Source organism: Ruegeria sp. F5 (genome assembly GCF_056533845.1).
The window spans coordinates 99,834-124,903 of record NZ_JBQFOU010000007.1; the positions used below are offsets into that span (position 1 = coordinate 99,834).

17 protein-coding genes are annotated in these 25,070 nt (G+C 59.7%); 9 read left to right on the plus strand and 8 right to left on the minus strand.

Annotated features, from left to right (window positions below; translation table 11 throughout):
- Positions 1-43 precede the first annotated feature (43 nt).
- Positions 44-1,900, plus strand: coding sequence for an SLC13 family permease (locus ACR0K1_RS12525; RefSeq protein WP_480612765.1), 1,857 nt, complete (start codon positions 44-46; stop codon positions 1,898-1,900).
- A 168-nt stretch (positions 1,901-2,068) separates the two neighbouring features.
- Positions 2,069-4,861, plus strand: a complete 2,793-nt coding sequence (locus tag ACR0K1_RS12530; protein WP_480850865.1) for a bifunctional aconitate hydratase 2/2-methylisocitrate dehydratase — start codon at positions 2,069-2,071, stop codon at positions 4,859-4,861.
- Between the two features lie 63 nt (positions 4,862-4,924).
- Here ACR0K1_RS12530 and ACR0K1_RS12535 read toward each other — a convergent pair whose 3' ends face one another.
- From ACR0K1_RS12535 to ACR0K1_RS12555, 5 genes are all read right to left on the minus strand, one after another.
- On the minus strand, positions 4,925-6,628 hold the full coding sequence (locus ACR0K1_RS12535) for an ABC transporter ATP-binding protein (protein WP_480612697.1): 1,704 nt from the start codon (positions 6,626-6,628) through the stop codon (positions 4,925-4,927).
- Positions 6,629-6,632: 4 nt separating this feature from the next.
- Positions 6,633-7,583, minus strand: a complete 951-nt coding sequence (locus ACR0K1_RS12540; RefSeq protein WP_480612699.1) for an ABC transporter permease — start codon at positions 7,581-7,583, stop codon at positions 6,633-6,635.
- A complete protein-coding gene (locus ACR0K1_RS12545; protein ID WP_480612701.1) occupies positions 7,580-8,557 on the minus strand; it encodes an ABC transporter permease in 978 nt (325 codons plus the stop codon). Before ACR0K1_RS12545 ends, ACR0K1_RS12540 begins: the two co-directional genes overlap by 4 nt.
- A 100-nt stretch (positions 8,558-8,657) precedes the next feature.
- A complete protein-coding gene (locus tag ACR0K1_RS12550) occupies positions 8,658-10,223 on the minus strand; it encodes an ABC transporter substrate-binding protein (protein ID WP_480612703.1) in 1,566 nt (521 codons plus the stop codon).
- Between the two features lie 91 nt (positions 10,224-10,314).
- A complete protein-coding gene (locus ACR0K1_RS12555) occupies positions 10,315-11,895 on the minus strand; it encodes an ABC transporter substrate-binding protein (protein ID WP_480612705.1) in 1,581 nt (526 codons plus the stop codon).
- Between the two features lie 270 nt (positions 11,896-12,165).
- Here ACR0K1_RS12555 and ACR0K1_RS12560 point away from each other — a divergent pair, with 270 nt between their 5' ends.
- Genes ACR0K1_RS12560 through ACR0K1_RS12585 form a run of 6 tightly spaced genes read left to right on the plus strand, consistent with a single transcriptional unit; the run spans position 12,166 to position 19,476 of the window.
- Positions 12,166-13,299, plus strand: a complete 1,134-nt coding sequence (locus ACR0K1_RS12560; RefSeq protein ID WP_480850868.1) for a LacI family DNA-binding transcriptional regulator — start codon at positions 12,166-12,168, stop codon at positions 13,297-13,299.
- Between the two features lie 24 nt (positions 13,300-13,323).
- Positions 13,324-14,679 (plus strand): ABC transporter substrate-binding protein, encoded by a 1,356-nt coding sequence (locus ACR0K1_RS12565; protein ID WP_480612708.1) that lies wholly within the window; start codon positions 13,324-13,326, stop codon positions 14,677-14,679.
- Positions 14,680-14,736: 57 nt separating this feature from the next.
- Positions 14,737-15,969, plus strand: coding sequence for a carbohydrate ABC transporter permease (locus ACR0K1_RS12570; RefSeq protein ID WP_480612710.1), 1,233 nt, complete (start codon positions 14,737-14,739; stop codon positions 15,967-15,969).
- The gene (locus tag ACR0K1_RS12575) at positions 15,969-17,177 is read left to right on the plus strand and encodes a carbohydrate ABC transporter permease (protein WP_480850871.1); all 1,209 of its coding nucleotides are present in this window, start codon (positions 15,969-15,971) and stop codon (positions 17,175-17,177) included. Before ACR0K1_RS12570 ends, ACR0K1_RS12575 begins: the two co-directional genes overlap by 1 nt.
- 5 nt (positions 17,178-17,182) lie before the next feature.
- Positions 17,183-18,430 carry an MGH1-like glycoside hydrolase domain-containing protein gene (locus ACR0K1_RS12580; RefSeq protein ID WP_480612714.1) on the plus strand — a complete coding sequence of 416 codons (1,248 nt, stop codon included), beginning with the start codon at positions 17,183-17,185 and terminating at the stop codon, positions 18,428-18,430.
- Positions 18,430-19,476, plus strand: a complete 1,047-nt coding sequence (locus ACR0K1_RS12585; protein ID WP_480612716.1) for an ABC transporter ATP-binding protein — start codon at positions 18,430-18,432, stop codon at positions 19,474-19,476. The genes ACR0K1_RS12580 and ACR0K1_RS12585 overlap by 1 nt, the downstream gene beginning before the upstream one ends.
- 280 nt (positions 19,477-19,756) lie before the next feature.
- On the opposite strand, the gene ACR0K1_RS12590 is transcribed toward ACR0K1_RS12585, so the two are convergent.
- Genes ACR0K1_RS12590 through ACR0K1_RS12600 form a run of 3 tightly spaced genes read right to left on the minus strand, consistent with a single transcriptional unit; the run spans position 19,757 to position 23,094 of the window.
- Positions 19,757-20,464 carry an IS6 family transposase gene (locus ACR0K1_RS12590; protein ID WP_480850874.1) on the minus strand — a complete coding sequence of 236 codons (708 nt, stop codon included), beginning with the start codon at positions 20,462-20,464 and terminating at the stop codon, positions 19,757-19,759.
- Positions 20,465-20,524: 60 nt separating this feature from the next.
- Positions 20,525-22,390: a CHASE2 domain-containing protein gene (locus ACR0K1_RS12595; protein ID WP_480851033.1), complete on the minus strand. Its 1,866-nt coding sequence runs from the start codon at positions 22,388-22,390 to the stop codon at positions 20,525-20,527.
- Between the two features lie 50 nt (positions 22,391-22,440).
- Positions 22,441-23,094, minus strand: a complete 654-nt coding sequence (locus tag ACR0K1_RS12600; protein WP_480612720.1) for a hypothetical protein — start codon at positions 23,092-23,094, stop codon at positions 22,441-22,443.
- 250 nt (positions 23,095-23,344) lie between these two features.
- On the opposite strand from ACR0K1_RS12600, the gene ACR0K1_RS12605 reads away from it, so the two are divergent.
- A complete protein-coding gene (locus ACR0K1_RS12605; protein ID WP_480850876.1) occupies positions 23,345-25,066 on the plus strand; it encodes a caspase family protein in 1,722 nt (573 codons plus the stop codon).
- Positions 25,067-25,070: the final 4 nt, after the last annotated feature.

Here is a 25,070-nt window from a genome sequence, read left to right on the forward strand (position 1 = left end):
AGTCCCGGTGAATTTAGTGGAATACGTGACCTTTACGTTCGAGATGGGTGTGGTTTGCGCGCTGTTGGCCTTTACCGTCTTCCTGTTCGTGTCCGAAATCGTCAGAATTGACCTCTCTGCCATTCTGGTTCTGGTGCTCATCGGTCTGCTCAGTTACGCACCTGGGCTGGAAAACCTTGCCGACGTGCCGCATCTGTTCGACGGGTTTGCCTCGAACGCGGTGATCTCGATCATCGCGGTCATGATCGTGGGTGCGGGTCTGGACAAGACCGGCATCATGAACAAGGTGGCGGCAGTTATCCTCAAATATGGCGGCACGTCCGAAAGCCGGGTTCTGCCCATCATATCGGGAACCGTGGGCGTGATTTCATCCTTCATGCAGAATGTCGGGGCCGCGGCCCTGTTCCTGCCGGTCGTCAGCCGGATTTCGTCGCGCTCGGGCATACCGCTGTCTCGGCTGCTGATGCCGATGGGCTTCTGCGCCATTCTGGGCGGGACGATGACCATGGTCGGGTCCTCGCCGCTGATCCTGCTGAATGACCTGATCCAGACGGCAAATGACGGGCTGCCCGACGGCCAGAAAATGAAACCCTTCGGGCTGTTTGCTGTCACCCCGATCGGCGTTGTGCTGATCCTGTCGGGGATCGCGTATTTCCTGCTGCTGGGCCGCTGGGTTCTACCGGGCGATGACGGGACAGACAATACCGGCACCGGTCAGGGCACGCAGGAATACCTGCAACGGGTCTACGGGTTGAACGCGGATGTGTTCGAGGTCGTCGTACCCGCCGACAGCCCACTGGTGGGTCAGGTTCTGGCGGATATCAACCATGAAAACCACTTGTACATCATCTCGACCTTCTATCGCGGCAAAACCTCGATGGTTCAGGTTCTGACGGCGGAAATCGCCGCCCCCTGCCGCCTGGCCATCATCGGCCGCCGTTGGGTGGTCGAGGAGTTTGCCAAGAAATTCGGCCTGACCGTCCTGCCGGACCTGGATATCTTCGTCGAAGAGTTTGCGCCCACCAATGCCGGTATTGCCGAGGTCGTGGTCACCCCCGACAGCAAGCTGATCGGAAAATGCCCGCGCGAGCTGCTGTTTCGCAAAACCTATGGCATGTCGCTGCTGGCCATTCACCGGGGCGAGGAAACGCTGAGCCATGTCGAGACCGAAGACCACCACTCCACCCAGATCGGGCTCGAGAAGTTTCACGCGGGCGACATGCTGGTCGCCCATACGCGATGGGACAACCTGATGCGGATCAAGCGCGACCCGGATTTCGTGGTGGTCACGACAGATTTCCCGCAGGATGAGTTGCGGCCGCAGAAAGTCGGCTGGGCGCTGGCCTTTTTCGCCATCTCCCTGTCGCTGATCCTGTTCACCGATGTCCGGCTGTCACTGTGCCTGCTGACCGGCGCTGCGGGCATGATGCTGACCCGCGTGCTGAGCGTGGACGAGGCGTATCGCGCCGTTGGATGGAATACCGTGTTCCTGCTGGCCTGCCTGATCCCGTTAGGGCAAGCGGTTCAGAACACCGGCACCGCGGCGTGGATTGCGCAGCAGATCATGGTCATTCTGGATGGCTGGCCGATCTGGTCGCTTCAGGCCGGTGTCGCCATTCTGGCCACCGCGTTTTCGCTGGTGATGTCGAATGTCGGGGCCACCGTTCTGCTGGTGCCGCTGGCGGTGTCCATCGCGGTTGCCGCCGGGGGCAACCCGGCGGTGTTTGCGCTGACTGTCGCGATCTCGACCTCGAACAGTTTCATCATCCCGACGCATCAGGTGAATGCGCTGATCATGGGCCCGGCGGGGTACAAGGTGATGGACTTTGTCCGCTCGGGCGGGGTGATGACCATTGTGTTCCTGATCGTCTCTCTGCTGACCCTGAACCTGATTTACTGAACCGCCCCGGTCCCCACATATCCAGATGGGGCAACATGCCACTGCCGGGTGTATTGCAACCTGCAGAAAATTAGTATACCGCCGCATACAATGAGTTTGGCCGGACCCGCGAACCCCCTTTGCGCCCGGCGCTCTCGCCTGATTCAACGCTTACACGTCGGGATAGCCATGAGCCTTTATACAGACTACTTAACCGAGATCGAAACCCGCAAGGAACAGGGGCTGCACCCCAAGCCCATCGATGACGGCGCGCTGGTGAAAGAGATCATCGCGCAGATCAAGGACACCGGGAAAGCGCACCGGGCGGACTCGCTGAAGCATTTCATCTACAACACCCTGCCCGGCACAACCAGCGCCGCAGGTGAAAAGGCGCAGTTTCTGAAAGAGATCGCATTGGGCGACGCCCAAGTTGCCGAGATCACGCCCGCTTTTGCGTTTGAGCTGCTGTCACACATGAAAGGCGGCCCCTCGGTCGAGGTTCTGCTGGATCTGGCCCTGGGCGACGATCTGGCCATCGCCGAACAGGCCGCCGAGGTTCTGAAAACGCAGGTGTTCCTGTATGATGCCGACACAGACCGGCTCAAGGCGGCCTATGCCGACGGGAACCCGGTGGCGAAGGACGTGCTGGACAGCTATTCCAAGGCAGAATTCTTCACCAAGCTTCCGGATGTGGACGAAGAGATCAAGGTTGTGACCTATGTCGCCGCCGAAGGCGATATCTCGACCGATCTGCTGTCGCCGGGCGGTCAGGCGCATTCGCGGTCCGACCGGGAACTGCATGGCAAGTGCTTCATTTCGGAGAAGGCGCAGCAGGAAATCCAAGCGCTCAAGCTGCAGCATCCGGACAAGCGCGTGATGCTGATCGCCGAAAAGGGCACGATGGGCGTCGGCTCATCGCGAATGTCGGGGGTGAACAACGTGGCGCTCTGGGCCGGTAAGCAGGCCAGCCCCTATGTGCCCTTCGTCAATATCGCGCCGATCGTGGCGGGCACCAACGGGATCTCTCCGATCTTCCAGACCACCGTGGGCGTGACCGGCGGCATCGGGATCGACCTGAAGAACTGGGTCAAAAAGGTGGATTCCGAGGGCAACCCGATCCTGAACAATGACGACAATCCGGTCCTTGAGCAGAAATACACGGTCGAGACCGGGACCATTCTGACCATCAACACCAAGGACAAGACACTGTGCAACGAAGCCGGTGACGAAGAGCTTGTGGATGTCTCCTCGGCGTTCACGCCGCAGCAGGTCGAGTTCATAAAGGCCGGCGGGTCTTATGCGATTGTCTTCGGCAAAAAGCTGCAGGCATTTGCGGCCGAAACGCTGGGCGTGGAACTGAAATCGGCCTTTGCACCGGCCCGAGAGGTTTCGCACCAGGATCAGGGCCTGACGGCGGTCGAGAAAATCTTCAACAAAAACGCCGTTGGCGTCACTGATGGTGCGGTTCTGCACGCGGGTTCCGATGTGCGGGTCAAGGTCAATATCGTGGGCTCGCAGGACACGACCGGCCTGATGACCTCGCAGGAACTGGAAGCGATGGCCGCCACGGTCATCTCTCCGACTGTTGATGGCGCGTATCAGTCGGGCTGTCACACGGCATCGGTCTGGGACGCGAAGGCGCGGGCGAACATCCCGAAACTCATGAGCTTCATGCACAAGTTCGGCCTGATCACCGCGCGCGACCCCAAGGGCGTCTATCATTCGATGACGGACGTGATCCACAAGGTGCTGAACGACATCACGGTGGATGACTGGGCCGTCATCATCGGCGGCGACTCGCATACGCGGATGTCGAAAGGCGTGGCCTTCGGGGCGGACTCGGGCACCGTGGCTCTGGCGCTTGCAACCGGTGAGGCAACGATGCCGATCCCGGAATCGGTGAAAGTGACCTTCAAGGGCACCATGGCCGACCACATGGATTTCCGCGATGTGGTCCACGCAACGCAGGCACAGATGCTGAAGCAATTCGGCGAAAACGTCTTTCAGGGCCGCGTGATCGAGGTGCATATCGGCACCCTGCTGGCCGATCAGGCGTTCACCTTCACCGACTGGACCGCCGAGATGAAGGCGAAAGCGTCGATCTGCATCTCGGAAGACGAAACGCTGATTGAATCGCTGGAAATCGCCAAAAGCCGCATCCAGATCATGATCGAAAAGGGCATGGAGAATGACAACCAGACCCTGCAGGGCCTGATCGACATTGCCGATCGGCGGATTGCCGAGATCAAGTCCGGCGACAAACCCGCTTTGGCCCCCGACTCCAACGCCAAATACAGCGCCGAGGTTGTCGTCGATCTGGATGAGATCAACGAGCCGATGATCGCCGACCCGGATGTGAACAACGCCGATATCTCCAAGCGCTACACCCACGATACGATCCGGCCGATTTCCTACTATGCGGCCGAGAAGAAGGTCGATCTTGGCTTCGTCGGCTCCTGCATGGTTCACAAGGGCGATGTGAAGATTGTCGCGCAGATGCTGATGAATCTGGAAAAGGCCAATGGCAGTGTCGAGTTCAACGCCCCGCTGGTCGTGGCCGCGCCGACCTACAACATCATCGATGAGCTGAAGGCCGAGGGCGACTGGGAAGTTCTGCAGAAATACTCGGGCTTCGAGTTCGATGATTTCATGCCGAAAACCGCGGCCCGCACTGAGTACGAGAATATCCTGTATCTGGAACGCCCCGGCTGTAACCTGTGCATGGGCAACCAGGAAAAGGCGGCCAAAGGCGACACCGTGCTTGCCACCTCAACACGCCTGTTCAAAGGGCGCGTGGTCGAGGATTCGTCCGAGAAGAAAGGCGAGTCTCTGCTGGCTTCGACCCCGGTTGTGGTGCTCTCGGCCATTTTGGGCAGAACACCGACGGTCGAGGAATACAAGACCGCCGTTGAGGGGATCGACCTGACCAAGTTCGCCCCGCCGCTGCAGAAACCGGCAGGCACGCAGTCGGCCCATTTCTAAGGGCTTAACCTGAAAGAAAGGCCCCGGCGGCTGAGGTCACGCTCACCGTCGGGGCTTTTCGTTTTAGACGTCCAGACCTTCGGTCGACAGATCGTCAAGCTTGGGCATCAGCCGCAGCAGCTCGCGCGCATAGTCCGTCTGCGGGTTGGCAAACAGCGCGTCAGTTTCCTGTATCTCGACCATCTGCCCGGCCTTCATCACCGCCACCCGGTCGCACATCTGCCGGACCACCGGCAGGTCGTGGCTGATGAACAGCATGGTCAGGCCCAGATGTTCCTGCAGGTCCTTGAGGATGTTCAGAATCTGCGCCTGAATCGAGACATCCAGCGCGCTGGTCGGTTCGTCACAGATCAGGAATCTGGGCTGTGTAGCCAGCGCCCGTGCGATGGAAATGCGCTGCCGCTGACCGCCCGAAAACTCATGCGGGTATTTCAGCCCGGCCTCGTGGCCCAGCCCGACCTGATCCAGCAACTCATCCACCCGGCGCTTGATGTCGGCGCCCTGCATCAGACGGTGATGGCGGATCGGTTCAGCCACAATCTCATCCACGCGCATCCGGGGGTTGAGCGAGGAATAGGGGTCCTGAAAGATCATCTGGATGTTCTTGCGGTATTCCTCTTGCACCGCCTTGTTTCCCAGATCGCTGACCAGTTGCCCGCCGAAAGTAATCGTGCCGCCATCGACCGGGTAAAGCCCGGCGATCATCCGCGCGACGGTGGATTTGCCTGAACCGGACTCGCCCACGACGCCGAACACCTCGCCCGCCTGCACGTCGAAACTCACGTTGTCGACAGCGGTGAAATAGGTGCGGTCCCAGGGCAGCAGGCCGCGTTTTTGCAGGAACTTCTTGGTCAGGTTGCGGATCTCGAACACCGGCTTTGAGGTGTCATTGTCCACCTTGGGCCAGTGACGCGCCATGTCTTCGATGGCAAATCGCGTCTCGCGCCCGCCATAGCTGATCTGCGGGAAACGGTGTAGTTTCAGCGTCGGGCGCGGCACGGCGGCGATCAGCGACTTGGTGTATTCGTGGCTGGGCTGGCCCATGACCTGCGCGGTCGGGCCGGATTCGACCACCTTGCCCGCATACATCACCGTCACCTTGTCGGTCGTATCGGCAATCACGCCCATATCGTGCGTGATCAGGATGACACCGACCTGACGTTCGCGGGCCAGTTCCTTGATCAGGTCCAGAATCTGCGCCTGTACCGATACGTCCAGCGCCGTGGTCGGTTCGTCCGCGATGATCACGTCCGGCTCGGTGCACAGCGCCAACGCAATCACCACGCGCTGCCGCATCCCGCCCGAGAACTGGTGCGGATACTGATCCAGCCGCGTGTCCGGGTCAGGGATGCCGACGCGGTCGATCAGGTCGCGCGCGCGGGTATTGGCCTCGGCCTCGGACCCGCCCAGATGGGTCAGGATGGTTTCGGTCAGTTGCTCGCGTACTGTGAACAGCGGGTTCAATGAGGTCAGAGGGTCCTGAAAGATCATCGAGATCTTCTTGCCGCGCAGCCCGCGCATCGCATCCGCATCCAGCCCGCTGATCTGATCACCACCCAGCTTGATCTGACCACTGGCGATCTGTCCGGGGCGTTCGAGCAGCCCCATAACAGCCGCGCCGATGGTGGATTTCCCGGCCCCGGATTCGCCAACCAGACCATGAATCTCGCCCGGCTCGACCGAGAGGCTGGCATGGTCCACGGCAGTGAACAGTTTCCGGCGGGTCGGGAACTCGACGGTGAGGTCCTGAATCGTAAGAAGGCTCATAAAATCACCGCAGTTTGGGGTTCAAAGCGTCGCGCAGCCAATCGCCCAGCAGGTTGACCGACAAGGCCAGCGCCAAAAGGGTGCAGGCCGGGAAGAACAGGATCCACCATTCGCCCGAGAACAGGAACCCTTGCCCGATGCGAATGAGCGTGCCCAGCGAGGGCTGCGTCGGCGGTGCGCCAACGCCCAGAAAGCTCAGCGTCGCTTCGGCAATGATCGCTAGCGCCAGCGAGATGGTGGCGATCACCAGAACCGGGCTGAGGACGTTGGGCAGGATGTGCCGGAACATGATCGGGATCGACCCGCGCCCGATCAGGCGCGCGGCCTGCACATATTCCTTGTTCTTTTCCACCAGCGCCGCGCCACGTACGACACGGGCGAACTGCACCCAGTCGGACAGGGCGATTGCGACGATCAGCACGTAGATCGCCATCTCGTTGCGGTATTCCGGCGGCGTGACACCCTTGGCGATGCCAAAGATCAGCATGGCGACCAGAATGGCCGGGAAGGTCAGTTGCACATCGGCAATGCGCATGATCAGCGTTTCGACCCAGCCGCCGAAATAGGCCGCGACCAGCCCCAGGATCACGCCGATGATCATCGCCAGCAGAACCGCGGCCGACCCCACGAACAGCGAAATGCGCAGGCCATAGAGGATGGTCGAAAACACATCGCGGCCCTGATCGTCGGTGCCCAGCAGGAACGTCTCTTGCGTAAAGGCGTTGGGTGTGCCGGGCGGGGTGAAGCCGTTCATCAGGTTCAAAGTGGCCGGATCGAACGGATTGTAGGGCGCGATCAGCGGCGCAAAAATGGCCGCCAGCACAAGGACTACAACCACCAGCGTGGCGATCACCGCCACCGGAGAGTGGCGGAAGGACCAGGCGAAATCGCTGTCCCAGAATTTCGCAAAGCGCGATTGGGCCGGTGCTTTGGGGGTTACAGGCGTATCGGTCATGTGGCCCTCGCGTCGACGCGCAGGCGCGGGTCGATGGCATAGTAAAGCAGATCCACGATCAGGTTGATCGCCACGAACATGACCGAAATCAGCATCAGATAGGCGGCCATTACGGGGATATCGACGAACTGAATCGCGTTGATGAACAGCAGGCCCACGCCGGGCCACTGAAACACCGTCTCGGTGATGATGGCAAAGGCGATGATCGAGCCCAGTTGCAGACCGGTGATGGTGATCACCGGGACCAGAGTGTTCTTCAGCGCGTGCCGGAAATTGATCACCCGGTCCGACAACCCGCGTGCGCGGGCAAAGCGGACGTAATCGGCGCGTAAGACTTCCAGCATCTCAGAACGGACCAGCCGCATGATCAGGGTCATCTGATACAGGCCCAGCGTGATTGCGGGCAATATCAGGGCCTTAAGGCCCGAGGCGGTCAGGAATCCGGTTGACCACCCCCCTATCATCACGGTTTCCCCTCTGCCGAAACTGGGCAGAAGATCCAGTTCGACCGAGAAGATGTAGATCAGCAATATCCCGATCAGGAAGGTCGGAAGCGATACGCCGATCAGACTGACGGTCATGATGACATTGGCCGCGATCCCCTGTCGTCGGATCGCGGTGAACACACCCAGCGCGATGCCCATGGTGATCGCCAGAAACCCGGACACAAAGGCCAGTTCCAGCGTCGCGGGCGCGCGTTCGGCTATGATCGTCGAGACCGGACGGCCCTGTCGGTATGAGACACCGAAATTCCCCTGCACGGCCCCCTGCAGGAACTTGAAATACTGAACCGGAAAGGGCTGATCCAGGCCAAGTTCGGTTCTCAGCCTGTCGATATCGGCCTGCGTGCGTTCCTGACCCAGCATGTTGTCGATCGGATCGCCGACAAACCGGAACATCGAAAAGGCAACCAGACCCACGACCAGCAAAACGATCACGGACTGGAACATCCTTCGGACAATAAATGCGAACATGCGTTCTCCCCATTGATCGGTCCGTCTAAGCCCTGGCGCAGCAGATGGTCAAGGCACCGCTGGCAAAAGAAACCGGAACCGGGGCCGTTACCTGGGGTCGTCAGTTGACCGTCACCCAGCGCAGGATGAAAAAGTCATCCGGGCGTTGCGTCAGATCGATATTGCTGCCCTTCCCCCAAACCAGCGGCGTGACGTAAAGCGGCACATAGACCTGTTCGTCCTGAATTATCTTGGCGACCTCATCCAGCATGGCCTGCCGTTTATCCGCATCCAGTTCGGACTGGATCAGCGGCAGCAGCTCGTCGATCCGCGCGTTCGAGAAACCTCCGAAATTCCAGCTGCCCAGTTTCTTTTCTTCGTTCGGGGTCGCCACGAGGAACCGCACCGGGTGCTCCGCGTCAAAAGTGCCAGGGCTCCAGCCCAACAGATACATGTCGTACTTGTCCTCGCGCAGTTCCGGCCAGTAGTTGCGCACGGGCATCGCGTCGAGTTCCGCCGTGACCCCGATCTGGGCCAGCATGCTGACAACGGCCTGACAGACCGCCTCATCGTTCAGATAGCGGTCATTGGGGCATTTCAGACCGAATGAGAACCCATCCGCATACCCTGCCTCGGCCAGCAGCGCCTTTGCGGCTTCGATATCGAAGGCGGGCCGTTCCGAATTGGCCCGCGAATACCCGCTCATCACCGGGCTGACCAGTTGCGACGCAGCCTCGGCATTGCCGCGCATGATGGTGGCAAGGATTGCGTCGACGTTCACGGCCTTGGCGATGGCCTGACGCACGCGGGCATCCCTAAACGGGTTCGGCTTTCCCGCATCGTCGGTGTATTTCAGCGCCTCGGCCTGATGATCGAAGCCCAGCATGATCACGCGCGCCTCGATGCCCTGAATGACGTCCACGTCATCACTGCCCTGCAACCGCGCCACGTCCTGAATGGGTACCGGGTTGATCATGTCCACATCGCCGGACAGCAAGGCGGCAACGGCGGTGGCGGGGTTCTGGATCGGGGTGAACTCGGCCCGGGTGATATTGTGCGCGGCCTCATCCCACCAACCGTCAAAAGGTTCCAGTACAGTGCGCAAACCCGGCTCGCGCGCTGTGACCCGGAAAGCCCCGGTGCCGTTGGCGTTGAGGGTGGCGTAGTTGCCGGTTTCCTTGTCCGGCAGGGTAGCCTCATTGGCTTCGGCCCAGCCCTGATCCATGATCATCCAGTTGGCAATCGAGGACGGGAACAGCGGGTTCGGGGCCGAGGTCAAGAAATCGACCGTGTAGTCATCGACCACCTTCACCTCGCTGATCGGCGCGAACCAGCTGCGGGTATCCGCCACCTCGTCCGAGGCACGCTGATAGCTGAACAGAACGTCCTGCGCGTCAAAGGTACTGCCATCGTGGAAGGTGACACCTTCGCGCAGGTTGAACCGCCAGCCTTCGCCATCGCCGATCTGCTCCCAGCTTACGGCCAGGGCAGGCTCTATGCGCATGTCCTTGCCCCGGCGCACGAGCCCCTCGTAGACATTGTTGAGAAAACCCAGAACGGCGGCAGAGTTCACTGCGTGCGGGTCCATCGTCTGCGGATCGGTCGTCGAGGCCCATTTGAACTCGGCAGCCTGTGCCGCGCTTGCGGCCAGCATGGCCAAACCAATGGCACTGTTTCTGAGGATCATGGCGACGACTCCCTGATTGGCCCGCAGGCGGTTTTGAATATCGTAAAGCAAAACAGGGCGCGAAACCGCGCCCTGTTTCCGGTTTTTCACCTTAGTTCATGGTGAAGTATTTGATTTTCGGCGAATCTTCCGGCTCAACAATAGTGCCGACATCCGACTTCATCCCCCAGTTCAGCACCTGATGGTGGATCGGGATGTAAAGCTGTTCGTCCTGAACAACCTGCCAGATTTCCGCGATCTGCTGATCCCGCGCAGGCAGGTCGGTTTCCGAAGCCAGCGCCTGAATCTTGGCGTCCAGATCAGGGTTCGAGTAGCGCGTGCCGTTCCACGAGCCATACTTCTCACCCTTGGTATGCGCCAGGAAGTTGAAGATGTATTCCGAATCATAGGTCGGAACACCCCAGCCCAGCATGTAGAAATCGGTCTCAAGGTTGTTGATCAGCGGGAAGTGCTGCGCCTTGGGCTTGGCGTCCAGATTCACGGTGATCCCGATCTGCGCCAGCATGCCGACAGCGGCCTGACAGATCGCCTCATCGTTGATGTAGCGATCATTCGGGCAGTCCAGCTGGATGGTGAAGCCGTCAGGATAGCCTGCCTCGGCCATCAGGGCCTTGGCCCCTTCGATATCGGTGGTCGAGGAGCTGTCCATACCCTCATCCCAACCATTGACGAAGGGCGGCGCGATCATGCCCGCCGGGGCCGACTGGCCGCGCATCACGACCTGTTTGATCGCATCGCGGTTGATCGCCTTGGACATGGCCTGACGCACGCGGACATCAGACAAGGGGTTCTTGCCGTCCACATTGTCATTGGCCAGATCCGCATCGCCCATGTTCATGCCAAAGAAGATCACCCGGTTCTGCGGCGCGGTGCGCACATCCAGCCCATCTGCGCTGGCAACACGTTCAAGGTCCTGCACCGGCACGTCCTGGATAAAGTCCACCTCACCCGACAGCAGGGCTGCCACGCGGGTCGCGGCGTTCTGGATCGGGGTGTAGACGATCTCGGTCACCTGCAGCGGGAACTCATCCTTGCCCCAGTAGTTTTCATGCGCCGCCAGTACGGTTTTCACGTCCGGCTCGCGGCTGACCACCTTGTAGGGGCCAGTGCCATTGGCGTTCTTGGCCGCAAAAGTATCCTCGCCCCCTTCATAGTCCTGAACCTTGACCGCGTTGTTCGCCTCGGCCCAGCCTTTGTCCATCATGAACATGTTGGTCAGGTTGTTCGGCATGATCGGGTTCGGGCCGTCGGTTTCGATCTCGATCGTGTATTTGTCGGTCGCGCGCACATCTTTGACCGAGGCCAGCAGTTCCTTGTAGTCCGAATCCGGTGTCATCGCCCGGTTCAGAGAGAACACGACGTCTTCGCTGTCGAACTCGGCCCCGTCATGGAACGTCACGCCTTCGCGCAGTTTGAACACCCAGACATTCGGGTTGTCTTCCGAGGGGGACCATTCGGTGGCCAGCGACGGAACCAGCGCGCCGGAATGGTCGCGCATGACCAGCGTTTCCATGATCTGATGCGCCAGGGTCGAGGTCGGCCCTTCGTTCTGCGCATGCGGGTCCAGCGTCAGCGAGTCGCCCGCGCGCGCCCAGCGCAGCGTCTCGGCCGAGGCGCTACCGGCAAGCAGCGCCGTTGCACTGGCTGCGATCAGCAAGTGTTTCAGTTTCATTTTGGATATCTCCCCTATTGGTTTTTGCCCGCACACGTGGCGGGAGACCGTGTTGTTCGGTCTTCATGCCCCTGATCATCCAAATCAGACTGAAACTTTCAACCGCATAATTTGCCCGCCAAGTCCGGTTGACGCAGGATCAGCCCCTGCGGCGATCCGGCTGCCTTGCCCCTGGCCCGGATAAGCCTTTCCCATCAAAAATTAGCCGTCCTGCAACTTTTTTGAACTTTTCAGTTGCCGAAACCGGTTTCGGAACTCCTAATTGATCCTATGACAGCGAATCTGGATACCCTTCGCATAGGATCGGCCGCCCCTCGCACGGCGATGGCGGGCCGCGTCAAGCTGAATGAACTGGCCGAGCATCTGGGGCTGTCCAAAAGCACCGTATCGCGCGCGCTTAACGGGTATCCGGACATTTCCGAGGTGACACGCAGGCGGGTTGAAACCGCCGCGCGCAAGCTGGGCTATCGCCCTTTGAGCCATGCGCAGGCGATCCGCACCGGGCGGGTACGCGCCATCGCAATGGTTCTCAACAGTGATGAGCCGGATGGGCACAACCCGTTCCTGCAGGAATTCCTGGCCGGCGCCTGTGAAGCCGCCAGTGGATTCGACTGGACCTTGACGATTTCGACCGCAAAATCCGAAGCCGACACCCTGACCGTGCTGCGGCGTCTGGTCGAAGAGCACAAGGCCGACGGGTTCATCCTGCCCCGTACCGCAGTCGAAGATGCACGGGCCAATCTGCTGCGTGATCTGAACGTTCCGTCCATCCTGTTCGGCCGGACAGGATATGGGCGCGACGAGTCGCAGGACGACATCTCGTGGTACGACATTTCGGGTGAAACCGCCATGCACAAGGCCGTGCAGCGGCTGGCCGATCATGGGCACAGCCGGATCGCCTATGTGGGCAGCGACCCCAAGTTCAATTACAGCCACCTGCGTCAGGACGGGTTTGTCGAAGGGCTGGCCGCCGCCGGTCTGCCCTGCGATTCCGATCTTATCCGAAACGGGGCCCGGACCCGCGAAGAAGGGGCCGCCGAGGGGCGCGCGTTGCTGCAGCTTGACCGCCCGCCGACCGCCATTGTCTTTGCAACCGATCTTGCTGCGCTCGGGTTCTGCTCGGTCGCTGCGGAACAGGGGCTGGAGATTGGACGGGACATCTCGGTCATCGGCTATGACGGAATTCCCGAATGCGCTTATGCCAAACCGCCGCTGACCACCTTCAGCGTCAACTCGCGCAAGGCCGGGCACCGGCTGGCAACCTTGTTGATCCGCCAGATCCGGGGCGAAGCCGCCGGAACGCTGCGGGAACTGGCTGACGCCACTTTGATCGAACGGCTCAGCGACGGCCCGCCGGCGCTGACCACCGAAGGCTTGGCGCGGAAATTACGAAACACCCACTAAACACAAACGGGGAGGAAACAACCGATGAAACTGACACCCACAGCCGCACGGCTGATGATGGGCTCGTCCCTTGCACTGGCGCTGACCGCGCTATCCGTGCAGGCCGACACGATCCGCTTCTGGACAACCGAGGAACAACCCGAGCGCCTCGCCAAACAGCAAGAGATGGCTGACCAGTTTAAGGCCGAAACCGGCACCACGGTCGAGGTGATCCCGGTCACGGAAACCGATCTGGGTACCCGCGCCACCGCAGCCTTTGCCGCCGGAGACCTGCCGGATGTGGTTTATCACCCGCTGCAATACGCCCTGCCCTGGGCCGAGGCCGGTATTCTGGACACCGAAGCCGCCAGCGAAGTGATCGAGGAACTGGGCGCCGACACATTCGCGCCGGGCGCTTTGGCCATGGCCGCGTTCAATGACGAAACCGCCTCGGTCCCCGTCGATGGCTGGACCCAGATGGTGGTCTACCGCAAGGACCTGTTCGATGAGGCCGGGTTGGGCGCTCCGTCCTCGTTCGGCGACATTCAGGCGGCGCTGGAAAAGCTGCACAATCCGCCCGAGATGTATGGCTTTGTCTCAGCCACCAAGGTTGACGAAAACTTCATGAGCCAGGTGCTGGAACATGTCTTCCTTGCCAATGGCGTTTCGCCTGTTGGTCCCGACGGCTTCCAGCCGCTGGACGAAGCCAAAACGACCGAAGTTCTGGATTTCTACAAGGCGATCTCGAAAGCCTCGCCTCCGGGTGAGTTGTTCTGGAAACAGTCGCGCGAGCTGTATTTTGACGGCAAGGCCGCAATGATCATCTGGTCGCCCTTCATTCTGGACGAACTGGCCGGTCTGCGCGACAGCGCGCCGCCGACCATCAATGACGACCCGACCTCGCGCGATCTGGCGGGCAAGACCGGCATCGTGACCAAACTGTCCGGCCCGTCGAACCCTGATGGCGCGGCCTGGGGCGATGTCCGTTACTTCGGCATCACCAACGACGCCGATACCGACGCGGCGATGGAGTTCGTGAAATACGCCATGGATCAGGGCTATACCCAGACGCTGGCGATTGCGCCCGAGGGCAAATTCCCGGTGCGTCGCGGCAATGCCGACAATCCGACCGCGTTTTCCGAAGCCTGGGCCGAACTGCCCGTGGGCGTCGACCGCAAGGCGCCGCTGGGTGAGTTGTACGAGCAGGCGATGATCGACGAGATCGTCGGTGGTCTGGACGTGGCGCAGCGCTGGGGCGTGGCCGAGGGCCAGCTGGCGCTGGCCTCAAAAATGATCAACTCTCAGGCCATCAACCGCGTGGTCCGGCAGTATATCGACGATGAAATCGACGCGGCCGCCGCCGTTGCGGCCATGAACGAAGAGCTCGCCAAGGTCCAATAACCTTTCGGCACACGCAGCGGCAGTCACGCCGCTGCACCCAACCCTTCGAGGTATCCCATGTCTTCGGCCACCCCACCGACCGGAACCGGGGCGCTTGCCAAACGCGAGGCGCGATTGGCCTGGGCGCTGCTTGCTCCGACCGTTATCAGCGTATCGCTTGTGGTGATCCTGCCCCTGCTGGCAATCCTCTGGATCAGCTTCAAGCCCTTCACCCTGTCCGACCTGCGCCCACCCGCGCCTGTTGTGCGCGAAAGCCTGCGCGGATCGGGCGACGATCTGCGGATCGAATACCGCCTGCGCAATTCCAGCCAGGAGATCGCCATTGAAGGCGTAACCCTGACGGACGTGCTGCCCGACGGGGTCTCGCCCGCCGAGGTCGCCGCGCCCTGCGTACTGGACGGGCAGGCGTTGTTTTGCGACTTCGGCACGCTGGAAGGCGGACAGCGCGAGCGCATCCGCATACCCGTTACAATCGACGGGGACCCGGACGCCTTCGAGGACCTGATCGAAAGATCGGAACCTGACACCACCGGCAGCGGTCCCAATGTGCTGACCAGTTTCGAATTCAGCTTCGAGAACTTCGCCCGCATCTTTGACGGGTCCGAGTTCTGGGGCGTTCTCTGGGTCACACTGTTTTACACGGTGTTCGGCACCATCGGCGCACTGGTCATGGGCCTGTTCGCCGCCCTGCTATTGAACAAAAGCTTCCGCGGGCAGGGCTTTATCCGCGGCCTTTACCTGTTTCCCTATGTCGCCCCGGTTATTGCGGTGGCCTTCACATGGGTCACGCTGTTCGATCCGTTCTCGGGCTCAGCCAACGCGCTGCTGGTGCAGATGGGTCTCAGCAATGATCCGATCAACTTCTTCGGCGAGCGGCCTTTGGCGCTGATCATGGTCACCGTGTTCGAGATCTGGCGTTATTTCCCGCTGTCCTTCCTGTTCATCCTTGCGCGGATGCAGTCCATCGACTCGAGCATGTACGAGGCAGCGGATATGGACGGCGCCTCGCCCTTCCAGAAGTTCTGGCTGCTGAGCATCCCGCAACTGCTGGGTATCCTGTCGGTGCTGTTCCTGCTGCGCTTCATCTGGACCTTCAACAAGTTCGACGACATCTTCCTGCTGACCGGCGGCAATGCAGGCACCCGCACACTGACCGTGAATGTCTATGAGCAGGCCTTTGCGATCTCGAACATCGGGGCGGGCGCGGCGGTGGCCGTTGTCATCCTGATGTGCCTGATCGCCTTCAGCTTCGTCTTCTTCCGTTTCATCAGCCGAGAGGAGGGATTGTGATGCGCAATGGTTTTGTCACCGGCCCGGTTCTGGGTGCGCTCTGGCTGGTGGTGATCGCCACCACCATCGCGATCACCATGTCCTTTGCCACGGGTGCCGCTTTCCGCCCGCAGGTTCTGCTGAGCCTGATCTGGGGTGCGGTCGCGGGCCTGGCCTATGTCCGGTTCCCGACCCGTCAGGCCGCCGCCCGGCTGGGTGTTTCGGCTCTGCTGGGCTTGTCCTGTCTGACCGGGTTCGGCCCGGTTCTGATCGGCTCGGACACCACGCTGCAGGCGACCCTGATCACCGTGATTGCGATCGCCATCGTGATGCATCTGTCGATGGCCGAGATCCTGAAAGAGGTTCCTTTCGGCGAGCTGACCCGGCACGAGTTCGAGGACGCGGTGATCCGCTTCTGCACTGGCTTCGGCTATATCTTCTTCACCGCCATCGTCATCATCCCGTTCTACGTCATGGTGATGACCAGCCTGAAATCGCAACAGGCGCTGCTGCAGAACCCGCTGGATTTCTCGGTTGACCTGTCACAAGGCACCGCCCTGTTCCGCAGCTACACCGAACTGTTCCGCGACTTCAATTTCGGCACTTACCTATGGACCTCGTTCTACGTTTCGGTCCTGACCGTGTTCATCACCCTGCTGTTCAGCGTTCCCGGCGCCTACGCCGTGGCACGGTTCCGGTTCAAAGGGCAAAAGGCGTTCTCGCGCTCGATCCTGCTGATCTACATGGTGCCGATGATCGTGCTGGCGCTGCCGATCTATATCGCCTTCTCGATGACCGGCCTGCGCAACTCGATCCTCGGCATCGTGCTGATCTACCCGGTCACGACAATCCCGGTTTCGCTGTACATGCTGCAGGGCTATTTCCGGGGCTTGCCGACCGAAGTCGAGGAAGCGGGCCTGATGGACGGCCTGTCGCGCATTTCAGTGATCTGGAAGATCACCCTGCCGCTCAGCCTGCCGGCGCTGGCATCGGTCTCGCTCTATGTCTTCATGATCGCCTGGAACGAGTTCCTGCTGGCCTTCATGCTGCTGGACGACCCGTCGAAATTCACACTTACCCGAGGGGTCACGATGCTGAACTCCTCGGAGATTCCCCGTCAACACCTGATGGCCGGTGCGGTGATCGCCACCGTCCCGATCATGGCGCTGTTCCTGGGGCTTGAACGTTTCATGACCAAGGGCCTGACTGCGGGGTCCGTCAAAGGATGACCGAGATGAACCAACATACAAACCCCGACCGCGAGGCGCGCAATATCCTGATCGCCAATGACCGCGGCGGCTACACCATCCCGACCGAAGGGCTGTACCCTTATCAATGGAACTGGGACAGCGCGATTGCGGCACTTGGCTTTGCCGAGTTTGACATCGACCGCGCCTGGGTCGAACTGGAAACCCTGTTCTCGGGCCAGTGGGATGACGGCATGGTGCCGCATATCCTGTTTCACCAGCAAGATGACGGCTATTTTCCCGGCCCGGATGTCTGGGGCTGCAACGGCCCCATCCCGTCCTCGGGCATCATCCAGCCCCCGATTGCCGCCACGATGGCGCGGAAAATCTGGGAGAAAGACCCCAAGGCGGGCGAGGCGCGCATCCGCGCCCTGTTCCCCGCGATGCTGGCCTGGCACCGGTGGATCATGAAGTGGCGTCTGGACGACCGGAATGCCGTCTGCACCACGCACCCCTGGGAAGCGGGCCGCGACAATGCGCCGGACTGGGATCAAACGATGGCGCGGATGGATGCCTCGGGCGTCGGTGAATACCAGCGCCGCGATACCACCCATGTGAACAGCGAGGATCGCCCGACCAAGTTCGATTATGACCGCTACATCAAGCTGGTCCAGATCGGTCGCAACGCCGGGTGGGATCAGCAGGAACTGCTGACCCTCAACCCTTTCCGCGTGGCCGACCCGACAATGACATTCACCACCCTACGCGCGGCACGGGATCTGCTGGCGATCAGTACTGCACTCGGACTAGCGGCAGAAGGGCTGGAAGCCGACATCAGACGGCTGGAGGCGGGGGCGCACTCGCTATGGAACGACACGCTGAATGCGTTCGATTCCCGCGATGCGCATAGCGGCGAATGGTCCGGCACCCTGTCGAACGCGTCCTACATGTGCTGGTTCGCGGGCGTTGAATCCGACAAGATGCTGGATCGGGTGCGGACCACTCTGGCAAATGTCCCGCACCCGATCCCCAGCTATGACCCCGGCATGCCCGGTTTCGACGCCCGCCGCTACTGGCGCGGGCCGACCTGGGCGATCATGAACATGATGATCGGCTTCGGGCTGGAAGATATGGGCCACGGTGACGAGGCCGCGCAGCTGCGCAGCAAGACCGCCGAGCTGATCTCGACCTTCGGCTTTGCCGAATATTTTGACCCCATGACCGGCAGCCCCGCTGGCGGCAACGCATTCACCTGGACGGCCGCTGTCTGGCTGCACTGGGCAGGGAGGAACTGATGGGCAGTATCGCACTGAAATCCGTCGAAAAATGGTTCGGCAGCGCGCAGGTGATCAAGGGTATCGACCTGCAGATCGAAGAAGGTGAGTTCGTCGTCTTCGTCGGCCCCTCGGGCTGTGGCAAATCCACATTGCTGCGCATGATCGGCGGGCTCGAAGACATCTCGCGCGGGGAGTTGCTGATCAACGGCAATGACGTAACCGATCATCCGCCCTCGAAACGCGGACTGACCATGGTGTTTCAATCCTACGCCCTGTACCCGCACCTGACCGTGGCCGAGAATATGGGCTTTTCGCTGAAAGTCGCAGGCGTCCCGAAAGCCGAGATCGAAGAGCAGGTCAACCGCGCTGCGGATGTCCTGAAGCTCGGACCGTTTCTGGAGCGCCGCCCCAAGGACCTGTCCGGCGGACAACGCCAGAGGGTCGCCATCGGGCGCTCGATCGTCCGCGACCCGACCGCATTTCTGTTCGACGAACCGCTATCAAACCTCGATGCCGCCCTGCGGGTCGAGATGCGCTACGAGATCGCGAAACTGCATCAAAACCTCAAGCGCACGATGATCTATGTGACGCATGATCAGGTCGAGGCCATGACCCTCGCCGACCGGATCGTGGTTCTGGAATACGGCAAAATCGCACAGGTCGGCACACCGCGCGAGCTGTACGAGCGCCCGGCCAACCTGTTCGTGGCCCAGTTCATCGGCAGCCCGAAAATGAACATCCTGCCCTGCACCACGCGCAACGGTCACTACCATCTGGAAAACGGCGGCAGCGGCGCATTGGACCGGGCGGGCGAGGCAACCAAACTGGGCATCCGCCCGGAACACATCACCCCGGTCGCGCCCGGCGAAGGCCAAAGCGACGGCACGATCGAGGTCATCGAATACCTTGGCGCAGACACATTCCTGATCGTGGATTGCGGCGGCGAAGAAAAGGTCACCGTGCGCATAAATGGCGATACTGACCTGAAGCCCGGAACCAAAATCGGCCTGCGCTTCGCCCCCGAAAAGCTGCACTTCTTCGATGGGGAGGGTCAGGCGCTCTGATCCCAAAACCGTCGCTACGGGGCCGGAGCAACCCGCTTCGGGCCCGTCGGCTTTCGGACTTGCACCGGGCTTGAAGCGCCGGGGCTTTATGGGAACGAACAAAGCCTAAGTGATGGCTGATGGGTGTTGTGCCAAACCCTGTCGGTCATCCTTTTTCCCGCACTGTTTTCGGTGACCCGCAAGTGTCTTCTAGGACTCCGCCTTGATCGGCCTCACCCTGTCCTCTTGGTGCTGTCAGAGGAATTCTAACCAGTCTCAGTTTGCCGCAGAAACCGTGAACCTATCCGGAACAAAGTTGACGCCACTCGGCGAGAGCGGCGGTGCGTGTCAGCTTGAAGGAGTCTCGGCTGGTAAGGGATCTTTCCTGATTGAAGTGGTTGTAGACGGAGGAATGGACGGACGCGAATTTCTGTAAACTGCGCATGCGCCTGAAACGTTGCATTACGCGTTCGCGTTGTCGAAACGACAGGTGCGAATTCTCGACACCGTTGTTGAGCCACCTTCCCGTCTGTTGTTTTTCGAGCGCGCCCAATTCTCTGAGCACAGCCTTGTAGGATGCAATACGGTCGGTAACGATCTCTTCGGCGCAACCATGCCGCTTCATCAATTTCTTGAGAAATTTCAATGCTGCAGCTTTGGTTCTGCGCTTGCTGACAACTGCTTCCAGCACTTCGCCCTCATGATCAACAGCTCGCCAAAGATAATGCCACTTGCCACTCACCTTCACGAAAACCTCGTCCACATGCCACTTCCATTTTGAAAAGGCTCGAAGTTGCTGAACACACTTTCTTCGGATCTCAGCAGCAAACATCAGGCCAAACCTGTTCCACCAATATCGAACAGTCTGGTGGCTCACCTCAATTCCCCTTTGGTGCAACAGGTCTTCCACGTTTCGCAGAGATAGAGGGAACCAAACGTACAGCATGACTGCCAGACGAATGACCTCTGGACTGGTCTTGAAGTACTTGAATAGCGATTGTTTGATCATGCGCGAAGGCTACGAGGGCACCCTGACCGCCTCAACCCAAGTTCTTCTGACAAGACCTGTTCAACGCTCAAAACCTGTCTGATCCACGTTGACGACTTCGATCCTGGTGACACCATCATCATGAACAAAACTGGAATGGACGGGCCAGTTTTTGCGAGGGTCTACGATCCGCGCGGTCACCTTTGACATGCAAACAGGTCGACTGCCATCCGTGTTCTTATCAAGTGTTTTTATCCAGTTCTCCAGCCGGGCGGTAACATTAATCGTGTCACCGATGACGTTGTACCGAAGAGAGCCGCTTACACCCAATGTGCCCCCCCAGGCTTCGCCGCTGTTCAGGGCAATTCGCAACCCGTAGCCTGGGCTCCCGTCCATTCCGCGGTTCAGTTCCAGCGCAATCGCGCGCATATCCTGGGCACATTGCAGGGCCGAAAGGGCGTCCCGCTGTCTCTGCTCTTCAGTGGTGCTGGGCACGGGCGCTCCAAAGATCACAAGGATGCCGTCCCCGGTGTACTTCTCGACGAACCCGCTATGTTTGCGGGCGACTTCACCCAATTGGTCCAGAATGCGCGAAACCCAGGCCATGAAGTCCTCGGCATCCATCGAGTTGCCAATACGCGTAGAGCCTTCGATATCGGCAAGCAGGGCCGTAACAAACAATCGGCGCGACTTTGGTTTGCCCCCGGACAACAGGCTTTTCCTCTGTTGCCATATCTCAGCAGACAATTCGTCCGACAAGTGAGACGAGAAAATCTGCACGATTGCGCGCCTTTGGTTTCGCGAAATACCCGCGATGACCGCGAACGCAAACAAGAACCCCAAAAGCCACCCCAACACGGACGGCACAACAGGCATCAGCACGGCATTTTTCTGGAACAACGACAGCGCGATTAGCAGCGCCCCTCCCCCGAACACCGCTATCGCTAAGGAGGGGGCCGTGACCCGTACGAACATCGCAATACAAGAGCCTGCAAAGACGCAGGCGAAGATCATAAATGAGGCAGATGAACTGCTCAGCGAGCGCAACGGCAAAAGACGGTCATTCCCATAGTCGACCAGTTGCTGAAAAATGGCCGCGTGTATTTCGGCCCCGTAAGCAAAACTCGCACCTGACGCGCGTTTGAGCGGGATTTGAAAGTAATCCTTAACGGATTGGCTGGTTAGCCCGATGATCGCAACTTTGTTTCTGATGCGCTGCATGCCTTGCCCGGCCAGAACATCTGCAGCGGGAATCCGGTGCGTGATCGGCAACGCGTTCTGGTAGTCTATGATGATTTGGTAACCGGACGTATCAGCACTTCGAAATAGGTTTGACCCGGCCGTCAACGGAGGCACCACCGTACTACCAAACATAAGATAGCTCGGGTTTTCGGGATCCGCTTGCAGCGCCGGACGACCAGAAAACTCCGCCGCCAATTGCATGGGCAGCGACAGTGACAATCCTTGCGCATCACTGACCAGCAGCAACGCGCGCCGGGCCACCCCATCGGGGTCGATGGGTATATCGGCAAACCCGGTTCTCACCCCTGGCGGGGCAGCAATGCCCGCACCGCTTTCATCCGGCAGTTTCGAGATCACAACAACTTTGGGATCACGCAGAACATCAAGCAGGTCTTCGCGGCCGGAACCGGCTGAAACATCCCTGTAGATGTCCACCCCGACCGCCGCCGCGCCAGCCGCCAGCAAATTCTCGATTAGCTTGGCAAGCTGGGCGTCCGGAACTGGCCAACCCCATTTGCTCAGATCCTGATCGGATATTGCAACAAGATGAACGTCTTCCGCCTGCGTTTTTTCGGAAATTGCAGATGTGGTCCAATCGTATTGCGCAAGCTCAAGCGGCTCTAACGCCCCTTTGTTGCGCAGCAAAGTTATGGAAGCTCCTACGATCAGAGTAATCGAAACGACCAGAAGCCAACGCTGCCACATCGGCAAAAGCGGCGTGGCCAGAGTGCCAGCTTGCTTTCGGCGCTTCGATTTCAATAAGCCACCCCGGCAGACTGCAAGAGTTGTTCAAACTGATCAGTGTTCACAGGTCTGACACGGCCACTCAGGCTGATGTCAACCAGTGGGGACAGCGCATCAAACCACAACCCGTCCGCGGACGGATTCCCGGAACTCAAACTCTCCGGAACCCGTTCGACAAGACGCATCGACCGTTCGCTCACCGTGCTCGTCTTGCTGTTCAAAAGCAGAATCTGCCATTCATAAATCCTGCCTGTTTCCAGGTGTTGCTGAAGCCGACCTAAATCCACCCCATAATATCCCGGCGGAAACGGCCCATTGATCAGCAGCTCGCCGCCAGGAGCGCCAGCAGGGTTCAGGGCGAACACCAGATCACCTCGGTGCCCGGACTTTAAATGCCAGATCAAGGGCGGAGACGACAGGGTCGTCAGGCCACCGTCTTCCGGCGCCAGCAGCAAAAGCACGCCGTCTTCGCCATCCACGGAAGTGCCCCGCGTACCCGCGCCCATCCGATCTTTCGGAGTTCCCATCTTAGGGGGGACAAACACGATCTCGTCGGTGCCGTCGGCTGCGTCACTCTCATCGGCAGCCGCCAGCTTGACGCCCGGCATTGCCATCAGGATCAAAAAAGCAAACAGGGCGTTTTTGGAAAGATCAATGCACGACACACAATGCCTCGCGAAACAAACTGATTAACAGAAGACCATTTGTGACGTCAGCTTAGGTCGGATTCAGGATTGAGTCCAGTTTCCGAGCCACGTCGTCCGCGTATCGAAAAGCGCGGTAAGATGTGGTACGGTATGCGATGTTTGACTGTGCTGGTTCGGGTTCTCTTGTATGATTTTAGGTTTTCAGAACATCATTTTGCTTATTCGGGCTTTTGTTTTGGCGTGTTTCTTAGCTGTCCCGGCAGCGACAATGGCCGAAGACGCGCGTGTCGCGCTGGTGATCGGCAATTCCGGCTATGAACGTGTTTCCAGTTTGCCCAATACACAGAATGACAGTCGCGATCTGGCTGACGCGCTAGAGCGCATAGGCTTCGAAGTCACCCGCGGTCTGGACTTGAGCTTTCGGGATATGCGTATAGCGATCCGCGATTTTGCAGAAGCCGCGGCTGACGCCAAGGTGGTCGTAGTCTACTTCGCAGGTCATGGCATTGAAATCGACAACACCAATTACCTCATTCCAATCGACGCCGAGTTGCAGAGTGACCGGGACATAGAACTGGAAGCGATCCGGCTGGACACGCTGATTGGCTCGGTTTCCGGCGGCGATGGGCTGAAGATCATCCTGATCGATGCATGCCGCAACAACCCGTTCGTGCCGAACATGGCCCGCACCTCTTCCACCCGGTCCATTGGCCATGGGCTGGCGCGGATAGACCCAAGCGGTGTTTTGGTGGGCTATGCGGCGCGCAGCGGCACGTTGGCGCTGGACGGAGACGGTCGAAACAGCCCCTATGCGCAAGCACTACTAAGCCATATCGAAGAACCCGGTCTGGAACTGGGTAAGATGTTCCGCAAGGTCCGGGATACAGTGTTTGATTTGACCGATGGCTATCAGGAACCATTTACCTACGGATCGTTGCCGGGGCATGACATCTATCTCGTGTCCCCGCCCGTTCCGCAGCCTGCAGTCGCAATCGAACAAACCGCAATCAATCCTCGGTCACCTGACGAAGAAGCCGAAGCAGCCTGGGATGATTTTCGCGACAGCACGTCACCGGATGCTCTGGAGGCGTTTGCCAAGACTTATCCCGACACGGCCTATGCCGCGCTGGCGTTGTCGATTGCAGATCGCTACCGTGAAAACACTGCTCAGACCTTGCCGCCTGCCGACTTGCCGAAATGGTGCAATAGCCCCAAGAACGAAACCCAGTCTCTTATATGCCGCGATCCTGATCTTCTCAAACGAGACAGCGAAGTATCAGAACTGTTTCAAAGACGACTGGATGCAGTTCGAAGCGGCGCGGCACGGGGGCAGGCCCTTGTGGAACAAAGGAATTGGCGTCTGTCGCGGGATGAATGCGGCAGCGATCCGACTTGCATCGCGAAATCCTACAAGCTGCGAAAGATTGCACTGGTCGAATTCGACGACGCCGCGATGCCAACGGCCCTGGTGGTCCGCTCGGTTCAGGAAGAGCTCAACCGCATGAGCTGCGGAGCCGGTGACCCTGACGGCGTGATAGGTGCCCAAACGCGAAATGCTTATGATCTCGCCGCGTCGTTGCTTTCGGAACTCGAAAAAGGGGCTGCGCTGGACGATGCGCGAACACTGAACGTTCTGCGCGCTCAACCGACTGCCGAGTGCTCGTTCCTCAAGCGGGCCGTAAAAGAGCCCAAACTTCTGGAAGGCGTCTGGAAGATTCGAACAGTCACATGTCCAGGCGAGGCCGGGGGTTTCAATCTCAGGCGGATACAGCTTAAACACGATGGCGATGGGGTCTATTCCGGCAGGCTGGCTTATGAAAACGGCGCTTTCAAGCGGGCAATAGGCGCGCGACTGTCTGACCGGGTACTGTCACTTACGCATGTGACGACAAATGGCAGCCGACAATCCTATTTTTTTGAGCCCGCAGATGTTCCAAACAAGTTTGTTGGCTCGGATTGGTCGAAATGTACGATCTCGGTCAGCAGATAGCGCA

Bases quoted from the DNA above. Each gene is read 5' to 3' on its own strand.
- ACR0K1_RS12525 (WP_480612765.1), top strand. From the start codon at position 44: ATGGGTGTGGTTTGCGCGCTGTTGGCCTTTACCGTCTTCCTGTTCGTG.
- ACR0K1_RS12565 (WP_480612708.1), top strand. From the start codon at position 13,324: ATGAAACTGACACCCACAGCCGCACGGCTGATGATGGGCTCGTCCCTT.
- ACR0K1_RS12590 (WP_480850874.1), bottom strand. From the start codon at position 20,464: ATGATCAAACAATCGCTATTCAAGTACTTCAAGACCAGTCCAGAGGTC.
- ACR0K1_RS12550 (WP_480612703.1), bottom strand. From the start codon at position 10,223: ATGATCCTCAGAAACAGTGCCATTGGTTTGGCCATGCTGGCCGCAAGC.
- ACR0K1_RS12580 (WP_480612714.1), top strand. From the start codon at position 17,183: ATGAACCAACATACAAACCCCGACCGCGAGGCGCGCAATATCCTGATC.
- ACR0K1_RS12585 (WP_480612716.1), top strand. From the start codon at position 18,430: ATGGGCAGTATCGCACTGAAATCCGTCGAAAAATGGTTCGGCAGCGCG.
- ACR0K1_RS12540 (WP_480612699.1), bottom strand. From the start codon at position 7,583: ATGACCGATACGCCTGTAACCCCCAAAGCACCGGCCCAATCGCGCTTT.
- ACR0K1_RS12560 (WP_480850868.1), top strand. From the start codon at position 12,166: ATGACAGCGAATCTGGATACCCTTCGCATAGGATCGGCCGCCCCTCGC.
- ACR0K1_RS12575 (WP_480850871.1), top strand. From the start codon at position 15,969: ATGCGCAATGGTTTTGTCACCGGCCCGGTTCTGGGTGCGCTCTGGCTG.
- ACR0K1_RS12530 (WP_480850865.1), top strand. From the start codon at position 2,069: ATGAGCCTTTATACAGACTACTTAACCGAGATCGAAACCCGCAAGGAA.
- ACR0K1_RS12535 (WP_480612697.1), bottom strand. From the start codon at position 6,628: ATGAGCCTTCTTACGATTCAGGACCTCACCGTCGAGTTCCCGACCCGC.
- ACR0K1_RS12545 (WP_480612701.1), bottom strand. From the start codon at position 8,557: ATGTTCGCATTTATTGTCCGAAGGATGTTCCAGTCCGTGATCGTTTTG.
- ACR0K1_RS12605 (WP_480850876.1), top strand. From the start codon at position 23,345: ATGGCCGAAGACGCGCGTGTCGCGCTGGTGATCGGCAATTCCGGCTAT.
- ACR0K1_RS12595 (WP_480851033.1), bottom strand. From the start codon at position 22,390: ATGTGGCAGCGTTGGCTTCTGGTCGTTTCGATTACTCTGATCGTAGGA.
- ACR0K1_RS12555 (WP_480612705.1), bottom strand. From the start codon at position 11,895: ATGAAACTGAAACACTTGCTGATCGCAGCCAGTGCAACGGCGCTGCTT.
- ACR0K1_RS12570 (WP_480612710.1), top strand. From the start codon at position 14,737: ATGTCTTCGGCCACCCCACCGACCGGAACCGGGGCGCTTGCCAAACGC.